The sequence below is a fragment of the Prevotella sp. genome, from assembly GCF_036570325.1.
In the GTDB taxonomy this organism is placed as follows: domain Bacteria; phylum Bacteroidota; class Bacteroidia; order Bacteroidales; family Bacteroidaceae; genus Prevotella.
In genome coordinates this window covers 54,792-73,202 of sequence record NZ_DATCYK010000030.1, presented here as the reverse complement: position 1 = coordinate 73,202, position 18,411 = coordinate 54,792, and the positions used below count along the sequence as shown (strand labels likewise).

General features: G+C 48.7%; 16 protein-coding genes. 7 read left to right on the top strand and 9 right to left on the bottom strand.

Translation table 11 applies throughout. The annotated features are described in order from the left end of the window. Positions 1-70: 70 nt before the first annotated feature. Positions 71-1,063 (top strand): IS481 family transposase, encoded by a 993-nt coding sequence (locus tag VIR50_RS02835; protein ID WP_331933633.1) that lies wholly within the window; start codon positions 71-73, stop codon positions 1,061-1,063. 252 nt (positions 1,064-1,315) lie between these two features. On the opposite strand, the gene VIR50_RS02830 is transcribed toward VIR50_RS02835, so the two are convergent. After that, positions 1,316-1,720: a hypothetical protein gene (locus tag VIR50_RS02830; RefSeq protein WP_331933632.1), complete on the bottom strand. Its 405-nt coding sequence runs from the start codon at positions 1,718-1,720 to the stop codon at positions 1,316-1,318. Positions 1,721-2,765: 1,045 nt separating this feature from the next. Here VIR50_RS02830 and VIR50_RS02825 point away from each other — a divergent pair. The 5 genes from VIR50_RS02825 to VIR50_RS02805 all read left to right on the top strand — a co-directional run bounded on the left by VIR50_RS02825 (position 2,766) and on the right by VIR50_RS02805 (position 7,247). Beyond that, positions 2,766-3,503 carry a DUF1266 domain-containing protein gene (locus tag VIR50_RS02825; protein WP_331933631.1) on the top strand — a complete coding sequence of 246 codons (738 nt, stop codon included), beginning with the start codon at positions 2,766-2,768 and terminating at the stop codon, positions 3,501-3,503. A 902-nt stretch (positions 3,504-4,405) separates the two neighbouring features. Further along, complete coding sequence (locus VIR50_RS02820) at positions 4,406-4,858, top strand: transglycosylase SLT domain-containing protein (RefSeq protein ID WP_331933630.1); 453 nt, start codon at positions 4,406-4,408, stop codon at positions 4,856-4,858. Between the two features lie 136 nt (positions 4,859-4,994). Further along, positions 4,995-5,555: a LemA family protein gene (locus tag VIR50_RS02815; RefSeq protein WP_331933629.1), complete on the top strand. Its 561-nt coding sequence runs from the start codon at positions 4,995-4,997 to the stop codon at positions 5,553-5,555. Between the two features lie 4 nt (positions 5,556-5,559). Continuing rightward, positions 5,560-6,564, top strand: coding sequence for a M48 family metallopeptidase (locus VIR50_RS02810; RefSeq protein ID WP_331933628.1), 1,005 nt, complete (start codon positions 5,560-5,562; stop codon positions 6,562-6,564). A gap of 2 nt (positions 6,565-6,566) precedes the next feature. Continuing rightward, positions 6,567-7,247 carry a GDSL-type esterase/lipase family protein gene (locus tag VIR50_RS02805; RefSeq protein WP_331933627.1) on the top strand — a complete coding sequence of 227 codons (681 nt, stop codon included), beginning with the start codon at positions 6,567-6,569 and terminating at the stop codon, positions 7,245-7,247. An 87-nt stretch (positions 7,248-7,334) separates the two neighbouring features. Here the strand turns inward: VIR50_RS02805 and VIR50_RS02800 are convergent, their stop codons facing one another. Genes VIR50_RS02800 through VIR50_RS02780 form a run of 5 tightly spaced genes read right to left on the bottom strand, consistent with a single transcriptional unit; the run spans position 7,335 to position 13,128 of the window. After that, a complete protein-coding gene (locus VIR50_RS02800; RefSeq protein WP_331933626.1) occupies positions 7,335-8,432 on the bottom strand; it encodes an ABC transporter permease in 1,098 nt (365 codons plus the stop codon). 1 nt (position 8,433) lies between these two features. Continuing rightward, positions 8,434-9,534 carry an ABC transporter permease gene (locus VIR50_RS02795; RefSeq protein WP_331933625.1) on the bottom strand — a complete coding sequence of 367 codons (1,101 nt, stop codon included), beginning with the start codon at positions 9,532-9,534 and terminating at the stop codon, positions 8,434-8,436. Next, entirely contained in the window at positions 9,531-11,003 is a 1,473-nt protein-coding gene (locus tag VIR50_RS02790; RefSeq protein ID WP_331933624.1) for an ATP-binding cassette domain-containing protein, read from the bottom strand. The genes VIR50_RS02795 and VIR50_RS02790 overlap by 4 nt, the downstream gene beginning before the upstream one ends. Positions 11,004-11,005: 2 nt before the next feature. Further along, positions 11,006-11,893, bottom strand: a complete 888-nt coding sequence (locus VIR50_RS02785; protein ID WP_331933623.1) for an HlyD family secretion protein — start codon at positions 11,891-11,893, stop codon at positions 11,006-11,008. Further along, positions 11,890-13,128: a TolC family protein gene (locus tag VIR50_RS02780; RefSeq protein WP_331933622.1), complete on the bottom strand. Its 1,239-nt coding sequence runs from the start codon at positions 13,126-13,128 to the stop codon at positions 11,890-11,892. The genes VIR50_RS02785 and VIR50_RS02780 overlap by 4 nt, the downstream gene beginning before the upstream one ends. Before the next feature lie 165 nt (positions 13,129-13,293). Between VIR50_RS02780 and VIR50_RS02775 the strand changes: the two genes are divergently transcribed. Further along, positions 13,294-14,193, top strand: coding sequence for an AraC family transcriptional regulator (locus VIR50_RS02775; RefSeq protein ID WP_331933621.1), 900 nt, complete (start codon positions 13,294-13,296; stop codon positions 14,191-14,193). Between the two features lie 313 nt (positions 14,194-14,506). On the opposite strand, the gene aroB is transcribed toward VIR50_RS02775, so the two are convergent. From aroB to VIR50_RS02760, 3 genes are read right to left on the bottom strand one after another with little or no spacing between them, the layout of a single operon-like run. Continuing rightward, positions 14,507-15,571 (bottom strand): 3-dehydroquinate synthase, encoded by a 1,065-nt coding sequence (gene aroB / locus VIR50_RS02770; RefSeq protein ID WP_331933620.1) that lies wholly within the window; start codon positions 15,569-15,571, stop codon positions 14,507-14,509. A gap of 30 nt (positions 15,572-15,601) precedes the next feature. Next, entirely contained in the window at positions 15,602-16,093 is a 492-nt protein-coding gene (locus tag VIR50_RS02765) for a pyridoxamine 5'-phosphate oxidase family protein (protein ID WP_331933634.1), read from the bottom strand. 18 nt (positions 16,094-16,111) lie between these two features. Next, on the bottom strand, positions 16,112-18,409 hold the full coding sequence (locus VIR50_RS02760; RefSeq protein ID WP_331933619.1) for a translocation and assembly module lipoprotein TamL: 2,298 nt from the start codon (positions 18,407-18,409) through the stop codon (positions 16,112-16,114). Positions 18,410-18,411 lie beyond the last annotated feature (2 nt).

Below are 18,411 nucleotides of genomic sequence, written 5' to 3'. Positions count from 1 at the left end.
ATGTAAAGTATCAATAGATCCGCTACACTTTTTCTTTTCGTAGGCAAATCTTAATCCGTATCTTCGTAGCATGAAAGAAGATATACGGAAAATACGAATGCGCCAAAAATGGCTTGAGCTATACGCCGAAACGGGTTCTGTGACAAAAACTGCCCTTCGGTGCGGGATTGCCCGTTCCACGTTATACCGTTGGAAAAATCGCGAGAAAGAAGAAGGCAAGTCGGAATTGTCCGACAAGTCTAAACGTCCATCAAGACTTGCCAATATGAAGATAACACCTGAAATTGAAACCATTATCCTTAATCTGCGTGAGACGAGAAGATGGGGAGCGCAACGGATTGCCAACTATCTGCTTAGGAAGAGAATAAAGCTCTCAGCCATGACGGTGTGGCGTGTGTTGAAAAAGCATCAAGTCAAAGCTGTTGTGAAACGGCGTAAAAAGTCAGACTATATCCGATATAGTAAAGAAATTCCCGGGGAAAGGGTTCAGCTGGATGTAATGAAAGTACGAAACGGAGCATACCAGTTCACGGCCATAGATGATTGTACCCGTTTGAGAACCATTCGTGTATATCCCAATAAAAAAGCGGAAAGTACAATTCATTTTTTAGGAGAGATACTGAACACCTTTCCTTTTCCCGTTCAGCGGATACAAACTGATTGGGGAACAGAATTTTTCAATTATGACTTCCAATATGAACTGCATGACCATTTTATCAAATTCAGACCAATCAAACCAAGAACTCCGCATCTGAATGGCAAAGTTGAAAGGTCTCAGCAGACCGATAAGACAGAGTTTTGGAATCTTATAGATTTGTCGGACAAGACACTTGATTTGAATGTGATGGCTATGGAATGGCAGGAGTTTTACAATAAGAAACGACCACATTCCTCACTGAACGGCAAGACTCCGATGCAAAAACTCAAATCTGTCAAGCACCTTGTTCCGATCCAGCCCGATGTGAGTGAAAAATTCTGGGAGTCAAACGAAGAAATTCTTCCACGTAATTATAAGTATCTTAAATTCATAAAACATCGAAATAAGAAAACTGTTATTCGATAAGTCGGGGAGAATCAAAATATATCGCAGATTATTTTACGCTTTTAAACTCATCGGTCGGGGAGCGACCAGCGCCAAGGGGCGGGACCACCCGTCCCGACGAGCGTAAAAACCCAGTAAGCTAATGTAGCGAATCTGTTGTTATAGCACACTTTATGGGAAGAAGGTTAATGGCAATAAGCGAGCCCATGGTAATTATGCTTGCCGGTAAATATATTATGATGGTAATAATGATGAGGTGTGATATTCCTACCATTACTTTCTTTTTCTCTCATTTTTGAAAACTGTATTTGGATTTAGCCAAAATAAGAAAGACGAGATAAATAAGAATATGGCTACATAGAGACCTTTTTCTATGCCCGGATCATGGCAGAAAACCCTATCAAGTAACTCGTCATAATAGAACGTATCATTATTATATCCTATTTGTAAGCTATTACCCACTGATATATTAGTGGTGTATTGTTTATTTTGATAAATAATATCAGCCGTAGGGTGTTGCCTTGAAGTGTATTCCTGATCCAGCTTTAGGATAGTACAAGCTATATGATCTTGATGCGTTGAGATATTTGTTTCCCTGATATGCACCACGAGCATATAGGCAGTAAAAAGCCCAAGGCTTAAGTTTATCAATATTATAATACTTCTTCTCATCATCATGCCTTGTTTGTTGGGTATATTTTTAGGTTGTTGCTATTTAATCAGAGAACGAAAGGAATGTGTCAAAATTGTTTTTTAGGAGGATTTTCTATCATCGATGTTGGTGTGAATATTTATAACACACGGGATGACTCTAATATACAAAATCATTAATGGAGCACAACCTTATATCCAAAATTTCAATTATGATGGATTCATGGTGCAACAATAAAATAGTTTTTTGAGTGCAAGGGTATGTTTGGGAAAATATTACCTTTGTACTCAATTATCATAATTTATAGAAAAGATGATATTTGTAATTTACTTATATTATATGCTTTATAAGTGCATTGGGTCATTTGCTAGCTTCTTCTATGAGCATTCTTCACTCACCCCTAAAGATAAATCATTATGTAAAGGGCAAGAAACTTTGAGATTAAATATTGTCTTTTATTCCTCCGGCCTTTTTGTTGTAGGTGAAATGTTGTACTTAGGTTGCATTCTTCTTCTGTTATATCGTTGCGGAGTTACACAAGTGAAAATGATCTTTAATAAAGACTATAGGCTCTTGTGGGTAGTTTTGATCATGGTGATGTCTGGAATTATAGAATATTTTCTTCTTGAACGTAACGAGCGTTTCAAGTGCTATTCAGAAGACTTTGTTCAATACTCGTTTGAAAAAAAGCTATGCTATGGTTGGGTGGCATTGCTACTTTTCATCTTTCCTATTGTAGTCTTGTTCTATGGTTTCAATACTTTGTAGAAGAATTAATCCTATTAGTTATTAGTAGCTGGACGGATTTTTTATGCTTAGTTGATATTTATTGTTTTATATATTGTTAAGTTTTTTTTGTGTATTTGGCTATATGATATGTATCTTTTGCTATCTTTGCAGCTGAATAGGCACTCTGTTAGCCATATATTAAGTAATAAATAGAAGCGTAATGCTTATGTTGTATTTGACCATATCGGAAATGTTCAAGCCCAAACGTAGCTCGCAGTTCCACGCTTCATCGTTTTATCATGAAAAAAGTCTTAAGGAACTGTTAAGACAAAACGCAGTATTATGATTTTAAAGTCTTTGTTAGGAAGGTTGGCAAAGGTACAAAGCCTTTTCCAAGATGATTTGAGAGTAGACGAGAACGCGCACTTGTCGGAGGCCGATTTACGTAAAATAAGCCTTGGTAACTTGTATGTATATCAGCAGCAGGGCGTATTGAATACGTTTGAAACGGGCGTGAAGCCATCCGTGCGTGAGGTTATTTTGGGCGAATATTTTGGCATTACCGATAGAGACAGTGCCATTGAAACATTGAGTTGGTTGGCGAAAGCCCCCTCGCAGTTTACGTTTACCTATGTTTATGAGGCCTTTATGAAGGGCGACAGCGCCGCCGGACGGGCATGGCTCAGCGAAGACGAGGAGCTAAAAGAGCACCCTGACTTCCTTAAAGAGTGCTTGGAAAAGTTAGAAACCATGGAAGATGAATGGGAAGACATAAAGGATGACGGCATAGTAGCGTCAAAAGAGGAGATGGGAAGGCTGGGGGTACTCGCTTGGGATGCGGGAAGACTGAATTTCATCAGCCGTCTTTGCCTCGAGCAAGGTTACATCAGTGAGGACGAGTGCAGGCAGTGTGTCGATGGAGCTTACGAAATGACCAAGGAAGCCTATACCAATTGGAAGGATTATGCCCATAGCTACGTGCTCGGGCGTACGCTGTCGATGGGCACGACCAACATGATTGGCTTGGCAGAAGACTTGCTGGAGAATGAGAAAAGTCCATGGACTTATGTAAAATGGTGAGCTGTGGCATGACCCGCTCCTTGCCGTTTATTCCCGTAACGATAGGGACGGAGGAGGAGAATGTCAAATTTATTTCACTTTTTTGCCCTACTTTTAAATAGGGCAAATAGATAAACACAAGGCCGTTTAAGCCTTGACTGACCGATGGGAGCGCAACTGTTACGAGGCAGTTGCGCTCCTTTTTGTGTGCCGAGACATGGCTTTCGACCCGTCGAAGCGGCATTAAGGTAGGCCGAATAGCCACTTAAAAGAGCATGAAAGGGCAGCTATGCTCCCGTAAAAGGCCCCTTATGGGAGGACGAAAGGCCCACAATGGCAGGGCGAGAAGGCTGCCGTGGGCGGGTGAAAACGGGGCTTAGAATTGATAAAACTCGTAATCCCTTGATTATCAAAGTTATGTGTAACATCTTCAGGATTGCGATATTTTGGCCCCAACTCTTTTTATTTGAGAAAAACGCACGCAGCAATGACTTTTTGTAAAGATAATTCTGAATGAATTATCCTCGAATTGTTAACAAATGTTATGCGGCGTTACGCAGGCCGGTGGCCCTTTCCCCAATGTGCGTGAATGGCCCGCAAGCCCTTTACCGATGGGCCTATGGGGAAAATGGAGCCCCTTTGTCAGAGGGACGAAGTGGGAATATGAAGTGCTTGATTTTCAATGGGTTGACTTTTAACGTTTCCTTTAAAAAAGCTCAAACGGGACGAGAAAGGCTTGCCGGTGTCGTATTTTTTGCGTACCTTTGCACCCGATTTATTGAGATAAGGCCCTATTGGTTAGGGTGTTTTCTCGTCGATACTAACGGAGCTGAGGTGTGCAGATAACTCTTTCTCATACTCTGCAATCGCGATTAATGCGGATGTTGTATTTCCGGTAATCAGGTTCCACAAATCAATTACTGATGAAGAGAATATTTAAGATTGTATTTTTAGTTTTATCTTTTATCGGGTTGGAAGTTATTCCCGCATTAGGTGCAAATACTTCAGGTACAAAGTCAAATGGAAAAATGGATTGGTCTCCTGTGATAGAGGCGATAATCCAAGTAGAGAGTGAAGGCAATCCCCGGGCCGTTAGTGGCAATTCGGTGGGCGCTATGCAAATTACCCCAATCTTGGTGGCCGAGTGCAACCAGATATTGAGGGCTCGCAAGAGTAAGAAAAAATTCACTTTGAAAGATCGTTTCAGCGTGGAGAAGTCGAAGGAAATGTTCCTTCTGATTCAGTCAAAGCACAATCCGCTTAACAACATAGAGCGTGCCATACGCTCATGGAATGGCGGGTTCCGTTGCAGTAGCAGGAAAACGCAGCGATACTTCGAGAAGGTATTACGGGCCATGAACAGCGTTCGTAAATAAAAAAAGAAGCCGGTTATAAGTTGAGATATGCTTATGGCCGGTTTCTTTTCTTTATAAATATTCTTAAATTTAGGCCCTTCTGCCAACTTTTACATTATCTTTGTAATCCTATTAAGTAATCAATTTCGTATATATTATGACACTTATTATCGTTCTTGTGGCCTTGGCTTTGATAGCCTTGTTGCTCGTTAGTTTGTATAATCGCTTGGTTGGACTGCGCAATAATCGTGAGAATGCGTTTGCCAACATCGACGTTCAGTTGAAACAACGCTACGACCTCATTCCGCAGTTGGTAGCTACGGTAAAGGGCTACGCCACGCATGAGCGTGAGGTTTTGGAGAAAGTGACGGCTGCCCGTGCGGCTGCCATGGGGGCGCAGTCTATCAATGACAAGATTATGGCCGACAATGCGTTGACCGGTGCGCTTGCCGGACTGAAGGTGTCGTTGGAGGCTTACCCCGAATTGAAAGCCAATCAGAACTTCCTTCAGCTACAGACTGAGATAGCCGATATTGAGAACAAGCTGGCCGCCACACGCCGTTTCTTCAACTCATCTACCCGTGAGCTCAACACGGCCGTGCAGTCTTTCCCCTCCAACCTCATAGCCGGCATGTTCGGATTCCATAAAGAACCCATGTTCGAGATAGCTCCTGAGAACCGTGCGGAGCTGGAAAAGGCGCCCGAAGTAAAGTTCTAAGCCTATGAAATATGTAGGTATGTATACCCAAATGCGCAATAACAACATCAAGAGCATGTTGTTATTGCTGCTTTTCCCGGTCATTATCTTGGGAATGGTTTGGGTATTTTTAGCGTTGCTCAACTTCTTTGGAGGCGGTTATTACGACGAGTCGGGCAACGTGGTCCATCAGTTAGACGTGGAAACGGTTAACTATTACTTCCTCACGACGGTGCCTTGGGTGGTGTTAGGGGTAGGAGTGTGGTTTGCCATCGCCTATTTCAGCAATGCCTCTATGATTAGTCATGCCACGGGAGCCGTGCCTTTGAGCCGGCGAGACAATCCCCGTGTCTACAACATAGTGGAGAATCTGTGCATGACATGTGGCATGGATATGCCCAAAATCAATGTGGTCAACGACCCCCAACTCAATGCCTTTGCCAGCGGAATCAATAAAGCTAGCTACACGGTAACCGTTACCCAAGGTTTGCTCGACCTGCTTACCGACGATGAGTTGGCCGGAGTTATCGCCCACGAGCTTACCCACATCCGCAATCGTGATACCCGATTGCTCATTACCAGCATTATTTTTGTCGGTATCATTTCCACTGTTATGTCGCTCGTCGTTCGTATGATGTACCAAACGATGTGGTATGGCGGCGGACGGAGGAGCAGTAATGACAACGAGAAGAGTGGGCTTTCTATTGTCGTTATCATGTTGATAGGGCTTGTTTGCTGCGCTATCGCCTATGTGTTTACCTTGCTTACACGCTTCGCCATCTCACGTAAGCGCGAGTACATGGCCGATGCGGGCGGGGCGGAACTGTGTGGCAATCCCATGGCTTTGGCCTCCGCGTTGCGTAAAATATCGGGTAATCCGGGGCTCGACGACGTGAAGCGGGCCGACGTGGCCCAGCTCTTTATCTGTCAGCCCGACGAAATGGAGCAGGGACTCATGAGCTTCATGAACTCTCTTTTCAGCACTCACCCCGATACCGAGAAACGAATTAAAATATTGGAACAGTTTTAGAAATGAGATATTACGCCTTATCCGCCTTGTTTTTCATGATGAGTACGCTATCTCCTCGTGCCGACGCGCAGAGCGTTACCTACCGTTCGTTCGACCATTATAACGACCGTGTGGCCGAGTTCGACAAGATGCGGCCCGTCGACAGTACCGACGTGGTCATGTTGGGAAACAGCCTTACCGAGTTTGCCGGCGACTGGAACAAACTCCTCGGGGCCAAACATGTTCGCAATAGGGGCATAGCCGGCGACGACGCCACGGGCATATACCATCGCTTGAGTCAGATTCTGCCGGGACGGCCCAAGGCCATTTTCCTCATGGTAGGTGTCAATGACATCAGTCATGACCTATCGGCGGCCGAGGTGTTTGCCCAATGCAAGAAGGTCATTGATAAGATTCGGACCGACAGTCCCCATACAAAGCTCTATGTGCAGAGCCTTTTGCCCATCAATGAAGGCTTCGGTCGCTGGAAGACTTTGGAGGGAAAGACGGAGCGGGTGGCTGAAGTGACACGCTTGATTCGTCGTTATTGCGAGGCCGAAAAGATTTCTTATATCAATTTGTTTCGCTATTTTAACCGCCATGGTACCAACGAATTGCGCCCCGAACTGACCGTTGACGGGCTCCATCTTTCGCCTTTGGGCTATAAGATTTGGGCATTCCATCTGAAGAAATACTTCAAATAAGGGCGTCAACAGCCCTTTATTGTGCAATAATAGCAGGCCGAACAGCTCGTTTGGCCTGCTTTTCTTATGCGTCGTTCGTTGTCTTTTTCATCCGTTCTTGCGGTAACTGATGATGGCCCAGCTATCCATTATCACGGCTATAATGGCCAAGGCGGCAGCCTGATGTTTGACGCTTTCAAAGTCACCCCCACGCACAAAGACCGTCCGAATGGCGTCAATGAAATAGTGCATGGGGTTGATGTAGGTGGTTAGATAGGCCCAGTGGGGCATTGATCGCACGGGGGTAAAGAGTCCGCTCATGAGCAACATCAGCATGACACAGAACCATATAACGAACATGGCCTGCTGCATGGTTTGGTTATAGTTCGACACTACCAGTCCCAAACCGCTGAACACGAAGGCCAACAGCATGGCCAGCAGGTAACAAAGTCCTATGTTTCCGGCCGGAGTTATGCCGTAAAGAAGCCATGAAATCAGGAAACAAATCGTCATAACGACGAAAGCTATCAGCCAGTAAGGTATCAGTTTGGCCAATATAAAGGTGAGTCGGCTCACCGGTGTCACGTTGATGGCCTCGATGGTGCCGGTCTCTTTCTCGCCCACAATGTTGAGTGTAGGCAGCGTTCCACACATAAGCAGGATAAGGATAGCTATCAACGACGGTATCATAAACCTCTTGTAATCTTGTTGAAGGTTGTAAAGGTAGCGCACCGAGGGTTGTTCTTTCATCATCGAAGCCTCGATTCGCTTCCCTTCAAGGATATGTTGAAGGACGATTTGGCTCACATACGTCATGCCCATCGTGCCTTTTGTACTGTTCGTAGCGTTAGCCGCTATCCTTATTTGGGGCGTCTGTCCCGTCATCATATCGTGGTGGTAATGGTGGGGAATCTCAATGATCACATCGGCCTTCGACCGCTCCACGTCCTCCAAAGCCTCATGGTAGGTGGAGCGTTGGGCATTGAAAATGAAGTAATTGCTGGCCGCTATGCGCTCCACAAGCCGTCGCGAATCGTTCGAACGGTCGTTGTCGACCACGTCAATCCTTACGTTTTTCACATCCATATTCATCACCCAAGGCATTACACACATAATCATGATGGGAAAAATGATTATCAGTCGGGGGAGAAAACGGTTACGTCGAATCTGTAAGAATTCCTTTTCTATCAAGTAACGTATAGGCATATCATTCTAATCTTTTGTTGAATTTAAGCAGTGCTATCGTAAGAAACGCGGTGGCCATGGCGGCAAGTGTGGCTATCTCGGGCAGCACTTGCGACGTGCTTACGCCCATAATCATGAGCTTGCGCATGGCACTTATATAATAGGTAGGGGGCATGAGAGCCGCTACATAACGAAAAATGGTCGGCATACTCTCCACGGGAAACATCATGCCACTGAGCAAAACACTGGGCATGAGCAGTATAACACCCGAGCCGATCAGGGCCGATAACTGTTGTTGGGCTATGGTGCTGATAAGTAATCCCAACGCAAGTGCCAGCAGAATATAAAGCCCCGATACGCCGATAATGGCCGATAGATTGCCCGTCAGCGGCACGCCTAACACGAAATGGGCCATCAGCAAGATAATGAAGAGTACCAATACCGAGAGCAACATGTAGGGTACGGCCTTGGCAATAATGACCAGCAGCGGCCTTACGGGGGAGACCAAGAGCACTTCCATCGTGCCTTTCTCCTTCTCCTTCACAATACTTATGGAGGTCATCATGGCGCATATCAGCAGCAAGAGCATGCCCATAATGCCGGGAACGAAGTTGTAACTGCTTTTCATTTGGGGGTTATAAAGCAGTGCCATGGTTATTTCGGAGCAGCCTCCTTGGGCTATCTGCGGCGTGAGGGTGGCTTGGTGAGATTGTTGGCTGCCAATGATTTGTTGGGCATAGTTACTGTATTGTCGGGCCATCATGGGGTCGGTACCGTCGGCAATGAGCTGTATGCCACTGTGGCGAGCCGCGAAATGAGGTCCGAAAACAATCGCCAAATCGGCTTTCTGATGGCGAATCAATCGCTCGGCTTCTTGTGGTGAACTTACCGTATGGCATATATCGAAGTATTCCGATTGGCTTAAGGCCATGATGATTTGCCGTGTTCGGTGGTCCTGATGGGTCGTTACGATGACCGTGCGCACGTTTTTGACATCGGTACGGATGGCAAATCCGAAGATCAACATCAAGGCAATGGGCATTACAAAGAGGATAAGCATGGTGCGAACGTCACGCAATATGTGCTTACTTTCTTTGATTACGAAGGCCAAAAACTCTTTCATACGTCGCTACTACGTTGTGCCCGCCGTGCCAAATAGGTGAAAACATGGTCCATGTCGGGCTGGTTAAACTGCTGTTTTAGCTGAAGGGGCGTACCGATGGCGCTAATCTTGCCATCCACCATGATGGAAATGCGGTCGCAATATTCAGCTTCATCCATGTAATGGGTGGTTACAAACACCGTGATACCTCGTGCGGCAGCCTCGTAGATGAGCTGCCAGAACTGTCGGCGGGTGGCCGGGTCGACGCCACCGGTAGGCTCATCGAGGAATACTACCTGAGGTTCGTGGAAGATACTTACCGAGAATGCCAGCTTCTGTTTCCATCCCAAAGGCAGCGAAGCCACGACAGTATCCCGGTGGTCTTCCATTTTCAAGCGGCCCAAAAGCTCCCTTGTTTTCTGTTCTATATGGCTTTTCTTCATGCCATAGATACCTCCGAAGAGCCTGATGTTCTCTTTTACGGTGAGATCTTCATAGAGCGTGAACTTCTGACTCATGTAACCGATGTGCTTCTTTACCAGCTCATACTCGCTACTGATGTCGTAACCGGCCACCCGTCCCTGCCCCTCGGTGGGTTGGCTGAGGCCCGTCAGCATGTGCATGGCTGTGGTCTTGCCGGCTCCATTGGCCCCTAAGAAACCGAAAATCTCACCTTTTCTCACCTTAAAAGATATGTCATCGACGGCCCGGAAGCTGCCAAAAGCTTTCACGAGATGGCTTACCTCAATGACGTTTTCGGCATTTTCGTTGGTCGGAGCAGTCCTATTAGCGTCCATTTGTGGGATGGGCGTAAAGATGTCGTGGAACTTTTGCAAAATATCCATCGGACTTCCGACGCCCATCAGTTCACCTTTGTTGATGAAAGCAATGCGGTCGCATTGGCGAATTTCGTCGAGATAAGGCGTTGCGGCCACAATGGTTATACCCTGATGGCGCAATTGTTGCAGCATTTGCCAGAACTCCTTGCGGCTCACGGGGTCAACACCCGTGGTCGGTTCGTCGAGTAATAGCAGGGTAGGACGGTGGATAAGGGCACAGCAAAGTGCCAGTTTCTGCTTCATACCACCCGACAATCGGCCGGCACGGCGGTGCTTGAACCGCTCAATTTGTGAGTAGATAGGCGCTATCAGTTCGTATCCGGCGGCCACGGTCGTGCCAAACAAGATGGCAAAAAAGGAGAGATTCTCCTCCACGGTCAAGTCTTGATAGAGCGAGAAGCGGCCCGGCATGTAGCCGATGTGGCGGCGTATCTGTCTCATATCGGCCACGACGTCGTAGCCACAGACCGTTGCGGTGCCTTTATCGGCCAACAACAAGGTGGCTAAAATACGAAACAACGTGGTTTTTCCGGCGCCATCGGGCCCTATGAGGCCGAAAATCTCACCCTCATGCACCTGCAGCGTCACATCCGTCAAGGCCTTTACCCCCCCGTAGTGCTTGGAAATACCTTTAATATCGATGGTTTCCATAGTTATATTTTCACCTCTCCATACATGCCAATCTTCAAGAAACCGTCGTTCTTTACGCTTATTTTAACGGCGTAAACAAGGTCAGCCCGCTCGTCATCGGTGAGGATTGTCTTGGGCGTGAACTCACTTTTACCGCTAATCCATGTAATTGTCCCGTCGTAATACTTGCGCTCCGACCCACCGTAATTGCTCATTACCTTTACCCGTTGGCCTATCTTTACCCGCCGGAGCTGGTCGCTCGTGAGGTAGGCACGGAGGAACATGCGATCCAAATCGGCCACCATGAAAAGTGGTTTGCCAACAATGACAAACTCACCCGGCTCCACATACTTCTCCAAGATGGTTCCCGAGATGGGCGTATGTATGCGACACTTGCGCAATTGGTCAGCTACGACCAGCTTCTCTACGTCGGCCGTGCTCATTTGGGCCGACAAACTGTTGGTCGAAGTGTGGAGAGTAGCCGACTGGGCGTCGAGTTGTCGGCGCAGGATAGTGAGCTGATGACGGGCGTCATCAAGGAGTTTGCGGTTTGCTGCGCCATCATTGACCAGCCCGGTAAAGCGCTTCACGTCCTCCTCGGCTTTGGTTATCTGCTGTCGGGTGGCCGCTATTTGCTTCGCTATGTCGGGCCGTTGCGCCGCATAGACTAACTGTGTGGCGCCAATTTGCCGTGCCCTAAGGTATAATTGCACGGTATCTACCAGCCCCAATTGGCTACCGGCCTCTACCTTATGGCCCTCTTCTACCGTGAATTGTAATAACTTACCCGTCTGTTCGGCCGAAACTGTTACCTCGGTGGCCTCAAACGTGCCGGTGGCGTCGTACTCTTTCTCGCCCTGACCGCACCCAATGAGCAGCGGAAGCATAGCTAATAATGTAATATGTCTCATAAACCTTTGTTTGTTTTTAGTGTATATGTTTCGTAAATAAGCTGTAATTGATGGATAGATTGCTGTTGGCGAGCCTCGTTAAGCCCGTTTATCTTGCGCAAAAGCTCATTGACGCTCTCCGTACCAAAGTTCACTCGTTTCTCGCTCGTGGTGCGGAGGCGTTCCCGAAGCGCCACGAGCTCGGCGTCCAAGGCCAATTGGCGGCGCAGGCTTTCAATGTTTCCACTCGTTTGTTCGTTCTCCAAACGGTTGTTGAAAAGGAAAGTCTCACGCCGGCTCTCAATCATGCGGCGTTCCACATCCAAACTTCTCAGCTCGTTCTTGCGGGTGTAGAGTGCGCCGATATTCCAACTCATTGTCAGTCCGGCGGCCCAAATGGTAGGCTTGATAAGCCTGCTTACCCGACTATGATACAAGCCCGTGCCAAATGCCGAGAGTGTAGGCAGCAGGCGGGTGTTGAGCTGTTGGCGCTTGTTTTGGAGCCTATCGATTTGCGACTGATAGAAAGCCAACTGCGGATGGCGGTTTTCTTGGCCTACGACAGTGGGCTCGGGGCAGGTGAGCGAGTCGCCTTGAAGATTACGACCCACGAAAATGCCGAGCATATTAACGTACGCCGACCGCGATGCTTGTAGCGCTTCCATGGCTTGGCGGGCCTTCACCGACTCTACGTCGACGGCGTCTAAGTCGCCCTGATTGGCCATGCCGCCCCGCATGAGCGCCACTATCGTTTGGCGACTTAGGGCCAAGTCAGACTGAAAAAGCTCGTTTTGGCGCAGTTTGGCGTCATGAATGAGAATGCCGAAGTAGAGTTGTTCTATTCGATGGTTTAATTCATAGAGGGCGACCGTGAGCTGTTGGCGCTCCACTTCCGCCGTGGCGGCCGCCAATCGTCGCACGGCTTTGGTGCGCCCGCCGTCGTAAAGGTTCTGTCTTACGGTAATATTACCCGTTAAAACCTGCCGAGGCATGTCGTCGGTGAGCGGTTTTAGGGCGCCGTCGGCCTTGAGAATGTCGGTAAAGGCCAGTCCGTTGAGGCTTGCGCTTACCTGCGGCAACCACGCCTTAGCGGCGTTTTCAATAGTGTATTGGGCCGTTTGTGTTAACAATTGGTACTGCTTGAGGGCCGGATAATGGTCGCGGGCCAACTGTTTGCACAGGTCGATGGTGAGCGGTTGGGCCATCAGTGGTCCCGTTACCATCCATCCCAAGAGAAATAAAAAAGGTAATCTCATAATTTAATAAGCATTCATTTGATAATGGCAAAGATAGCTCTTCGGGAAGAAAGGATCGTTATCCTTATGCGCTTAATAATGTTCTTTTTGTGGGATAATACGACAAAAAGAATAGAAATAGGCTAAGAATAATTATCTTTGCGTAGTATTTTAGATGGTAAACGTATGAAACAAAAGCCCGAGTCATTAACCTTCGACCGCTTCAGAGAACTGCTCGACGCCTTTTGGGGAGGCCATGAGAGCGACAGATACATCAGCCGTTCTATTTCCGTAGTGGGCAAAGAGTCGAATATACTACAAAAAGTGGTGAATGAAAAACGCATTATGCAGCTCGAAGATTATAGGATTGGTATTGTAGCTTCGGGCCAAGGACGGGTTTATATCAATCTGATAGAGCACGAGTTAAGCCCCGATACGCTGGTATTTCTTACTCCCGGCACTATCGTTCAGCCCCTATGGATAAACCATGACTTTACGCTGAAAGGCATGGTGCTCTCCATCGACACGCTCCACATGGCCGTAGGTAATCAACTTCCCGGCTTTTTGAATGGCGAGCGCATGGCAGGTTTGATAGCGGCAACGGGTGACCAAAGCGATTTCTTGGGTACTTTGTTCATGAGTTTGCTAAGGTCTTTGCGGCAGCAAGGGGCTTCGATGAAGGTTGTCTATGCGTTAGTGGCCGCCATACTGCATGCGTATGACGACTTGTTTCAGAAGCAGAAACTGACGCAGATCAGCCAAACAACGAGAGAAAGGGCCATCTTCGACAAGTTCATTTACTTGGTCAATACGCATGGCAAGCATGAGCATAGGTTGTCGTTTTACGCCGATAAGCTCTGCCTTACGGAGCGTTATTTGGGGGTTGTGGTGAAACAAGCCAGCGGCGTTACGGCAAAGGAGTGGATAGACCGGGCGATTATGGCCGCCGCGCAGGTAATGTTAAAGTATAGCGACCTGCCCATCGTGGAGATAGCCATGCGCCTCAACTTCCCTAATCCCAGCTTTTTCAATAAGTTTTTCAGGCGTATGAAGGGCTGTACCCCTATGGAGTTCAGGAATGGTTGAGGACATTTGATTGACAAATCGGCTATAAAATAAGGTGGAATTTAGATAGGGTTGGGGAATGGTTGAGGCTGTATGATAGATAATCAGTCGGTCAATCAGCGTTTTATTTTGATGGGAGTAAAGGATGGTTTCTTGCTTGTAGCTCAATGAGTTAGGTATGATAAGAGCTGATAAGCGGTGAGGTCATGTTCTGAAAGCAGCCCTTTGGGCGTGTGAAAGATAAGCTTTGACACGCCCAAAGGGCTGCTTTGATAAGGTGAAAGAGTAGCTTTGGGGAAGCCGTCTTGGGGCAGTTGAGAAAGCGCGGGGCCGTTTAGCCTTCCCTGAAGAAGTCGAGTGCCTCTTTTATCTCGGCCTCGGTGAGCGTTTGGTCGATGCGAAGCTCACCCATGTTTTGCAGCAATGTAACGTTGATTTCGTTGCCACGGTTTTTTTTGTCGTGGTGCATCAGCTCGATAAGTTCGGCATAATCGGCGCAGGTTATGGGCAGTCGGCCGTAGTGTTCATGGATGAATTGCACGGTCTGGCGCATGCGTTCGGTGGGAAAACCACACTTAACGGCGCTCAGGTAAAGCTCGGCCACCAAGCCCCATGCCACGGCGTAGCCATGAAGTACGGGCTTGCGGCGCAATGACCAGCTCTCAAAGGCGTGGCCGAAGGTATGGCCTAAGTTGAGCGCTTTGCGCAGGCCGTGCTCGTGGGGGTCGGCGGTGACGATGTGTTCCTTCACGGCTACGGAGTCGGCCACCATCTGTTGCAGGGCCGTTATGGCTTCCGGCTCATGGCGGCAGGCACTTTCAAGGTCGAAATTCACGAGTTGTGCCCACATCGCGGCGTTGCTGATAAGACCGTGTTTCAGCATTTCGGCGTAGCCCGAGCAGATGTTCTCGGCGTCAAGCGTGTGGAGAAAGTGGGTGTCGAGGATAACAAACCGGCTGTCGCCGAATACCCCTATCTCGTTCTTTAGCCCGTTGAAATTGATTCCGGTCTTGCCTCCTACCGAGGCGTCGACCATGGCCAGCAGGGTGGTGGGGATGTTGATGAAGTTAATTCCCCGCTTAAAGGTAGAGGCGGCGAAGCCTCCCAAGTCGGTCACCATGCCCCCTCCGAGGTTGATAAGGCAGGAGTGGCGGGTGGCCCCATGGCTTCCCAACTCTTGCCAAACGTGGGTCAGTGATTCGATAGACTTATTGACGTCGGCCGAGGGAATGGTGATGACGTGGGCGGCGCTAAGCTCGGGGCAGCCGTGGAGTAGCGGCAGACAAAGCCGATGGGTAACGGTGTCTGTTAGAATGATGAGCTTGTCGTGTTCACAAGCGGCGATGGCTTGTGACAGTTCGGCGTTAATATCTTGAGAGATGATGACTTGTTGTTTCATATTCGTGGTGTTATGTTAGCGTGGCGATGGTCAGTCGGCATGGGGCACGCTCTTCTTTTTGCCCGAAAATTCGGTGAAATCAACGCGTATGATTTCTACTCTGTGAAAACTGCCATGCGCGTACTTGTCGCCTATCTGCTTGAAATCGGGTGATAGCTTGTCGATGAGCAGGTGGAGGGCTTTCATCTTTTCCTCGTCGCTAAGGCCGCGGCGGGCCTGCCCAAAGAGGATGACGCTTTCGTATTCGGTGGTGAAGCGGCCGGGCAATAGGTTGACATGGCCTACTATGCACAGCGAAACATTGGGATTGGCGTCCAAGGCTTGGAGCTTGCGACCTTGCGGGGCGCAGTGGATGTAGACGCTGCTGTCGCCGTCCCAAACAAAGTTTACGGGTATGCCATAGCCCCCGTTGTCGGCTACCATCGACAAAACACCGTACTCGCCATGGGCCAGCAGCTCTATGGCACGTGACTCTTCCATGAGCCGGTCCTGCCGACGGACCGACTCGTTTGTATATTTCATTTTCATAATCGTTAGGGTTTAGAAGGGATAACCGATGGCTAAATGTAGGCTTTGGCCGTCCTTGAATCGGGGAATATTGTAGAAACCGGAGGCGCCGGGGATATGAAGACCAACGCCCCAATCGACTCTTATGACGAAGAAATCGAGGTTGTAACGCAGTCCTATGCCCGTACCTAAGGCCATATCCTTTAGCAAGCTCTTGAGCTTTAGGGTGCTGTTGGGGCGTGTTTCGTCATTGCGCATGGCCCATACGTTGCCCGCGTCAAGGAACAAAGCGCCGTATAGATTGCCGAAAAGGCGGGGACGATACTCTAAATTGAACTGAAGTTTGATGTCACCCGTCTGGTCTAAATAGGAGGTTGTGTTGCTATGGGCCTGATAAGCGCCCGGTCCGATAGTCCTGACGGTGAAGGCTCGAATGCTGTTGGCGCCACCCACGTAGAACTGTTCGCTCCATGGCGCCGCGTCGGAGTTGCCATACGACCATATCGCTCCGCCGCTGACATGGCCTACCAACTCGTCGTGCTCGGTGAGCCGCCATGTCTTTCGGAGCTCGGTTTCTATCTTGAAGAATTGGGTATAGGGATTCTTGAAGAATCGTTTGCCCCGTTCGTTCCATTTGTTGCCTGCCAATAGGTAGCCCAGCGATAGGAAGTTGGCCGCCTCGCTGACGGTTGTCTGCCACCAAATGGGGTTGCGGTAGCTTGTGGGACTGGAGTAAATATAGCTGTAACGCATCTTGGGCACCAAGTGATCGGCCATGGTTACTTGCAGATAAGGGCTGGTCTTGAGGATGGAATCAAACTTTTCCGTGTGGCCGGACATGTAGTCGTACTGCAAGACTAAGGGCGTAAACTGGTGCATGGAGGTCTCTGACGTCTGGAAAGTGTACGACAGTTCGCCCGAAACGACATGACGTTTGAAGAAGCTAGCCCTATTTATGACGCTCGTAGAAGCCTTGAGCAGCGTGGTGGGCGTGGTGTAGAAACGATGTCGACGGAGGATGGGCAGCACCAAACGGGGGAGTTCCAACGAAATGTCACCGCCGTATTCGTAGGAATTTATCTTGTCTCCCGAGCCCGAAAGGTTGCCTCCCGTCTGCCATTCATAGGACCCTTTGAGGTTTATATCGAGCTTCTCGCCGCCATGGAAGGCGTTGCGCTTGGTCAGACCGATGACCAATCCGGGCCCCATGCGTCCGCTGGTGCGCCCCGTGTAGTTGGTTTCCACGTAGAAATCGTAGGGCTTATCGAAGACGCAATTTAATCGGAGATCGAGCGTGTCGCAAGTGGCGCTGCTGTCGCGGGGCGTAAATTGGAAATCAACGGAGCTGAACATGCCGCTACTGATAATCTTGTTGGATGATTCCAAGTACTGATCGTAGCTGTAAAGGCGGCCGGGACGCAGCTTCAGATCGCGAAGGATGACGCGTGGACGGAGGGGAGAACGGCGCCCATTGAAGTGCACCGTGAGGCGCCGACGGCGTATCGTGTCGTTCAATGTCTCCATGAATTGCTTGCGAAGTTCCAAGTCTACTTTTCCGATATACCACTTATGCTTGGCTTTTTCAGGCAAATTGTCGATTAATTTCATCTTCATGTTGACCTGACCGCTGGCCGATAGCGTGTCGGCCAAGTAGGATGCGTAGCCCGGTTGGTAATAATAATAACCGTTGTTACGGAAAAGTGTGCTGATACGGCTGCGCTCCGCGTCAAGCGAAGCTACGTTGAAAGGGTCGCCCGATTTGACCGCGGCCTTGTCGTGAGTGGTGTGTATCAGGCTGTCGGCTTCATGAGGGAAACCTTCATAGGTGAGGGTGTCAATGGTAAAGAGCCGGCCCATGTTTACCGTATAGCCCAACTTGGCCTTCTTAGGGTTGTTACCCGATTTGATTTCGTAGTCTACATTGCCGCGGAAATAGCCATGATTGCGTAGCACGGAGCGGGCGACGCTGGCTCGAAGGGCCGGATTGACCCAACTGATGAGCACGGGTGCCTTGCCAAAGGTCTTGGTTATCCATTTGGAAAGGTCGTCGTCGCTGTCATGAAATGCGTTCCATATCCATAAACGGTAGGGGAATGGCGTGCGATAATAGGAGCTGCCGAGGAACGCTCCATTGGGTTCACAGGCCAAGGCGGCCTCTATTTCCTCGCTGGTGGTCACAAAGTGGGGGCTCTTTTCGTACTGGGTATAGTTGATTTTTGAGATACCGGTGTAGAGTTGGTCGCCTTCCGGCACGCCCGACGTGGACGAGCAGGAGACGCTCAAAAGGCAACTGACTCCGAGCAGGAGCCATATATAAAGCTTACGTTTCATTG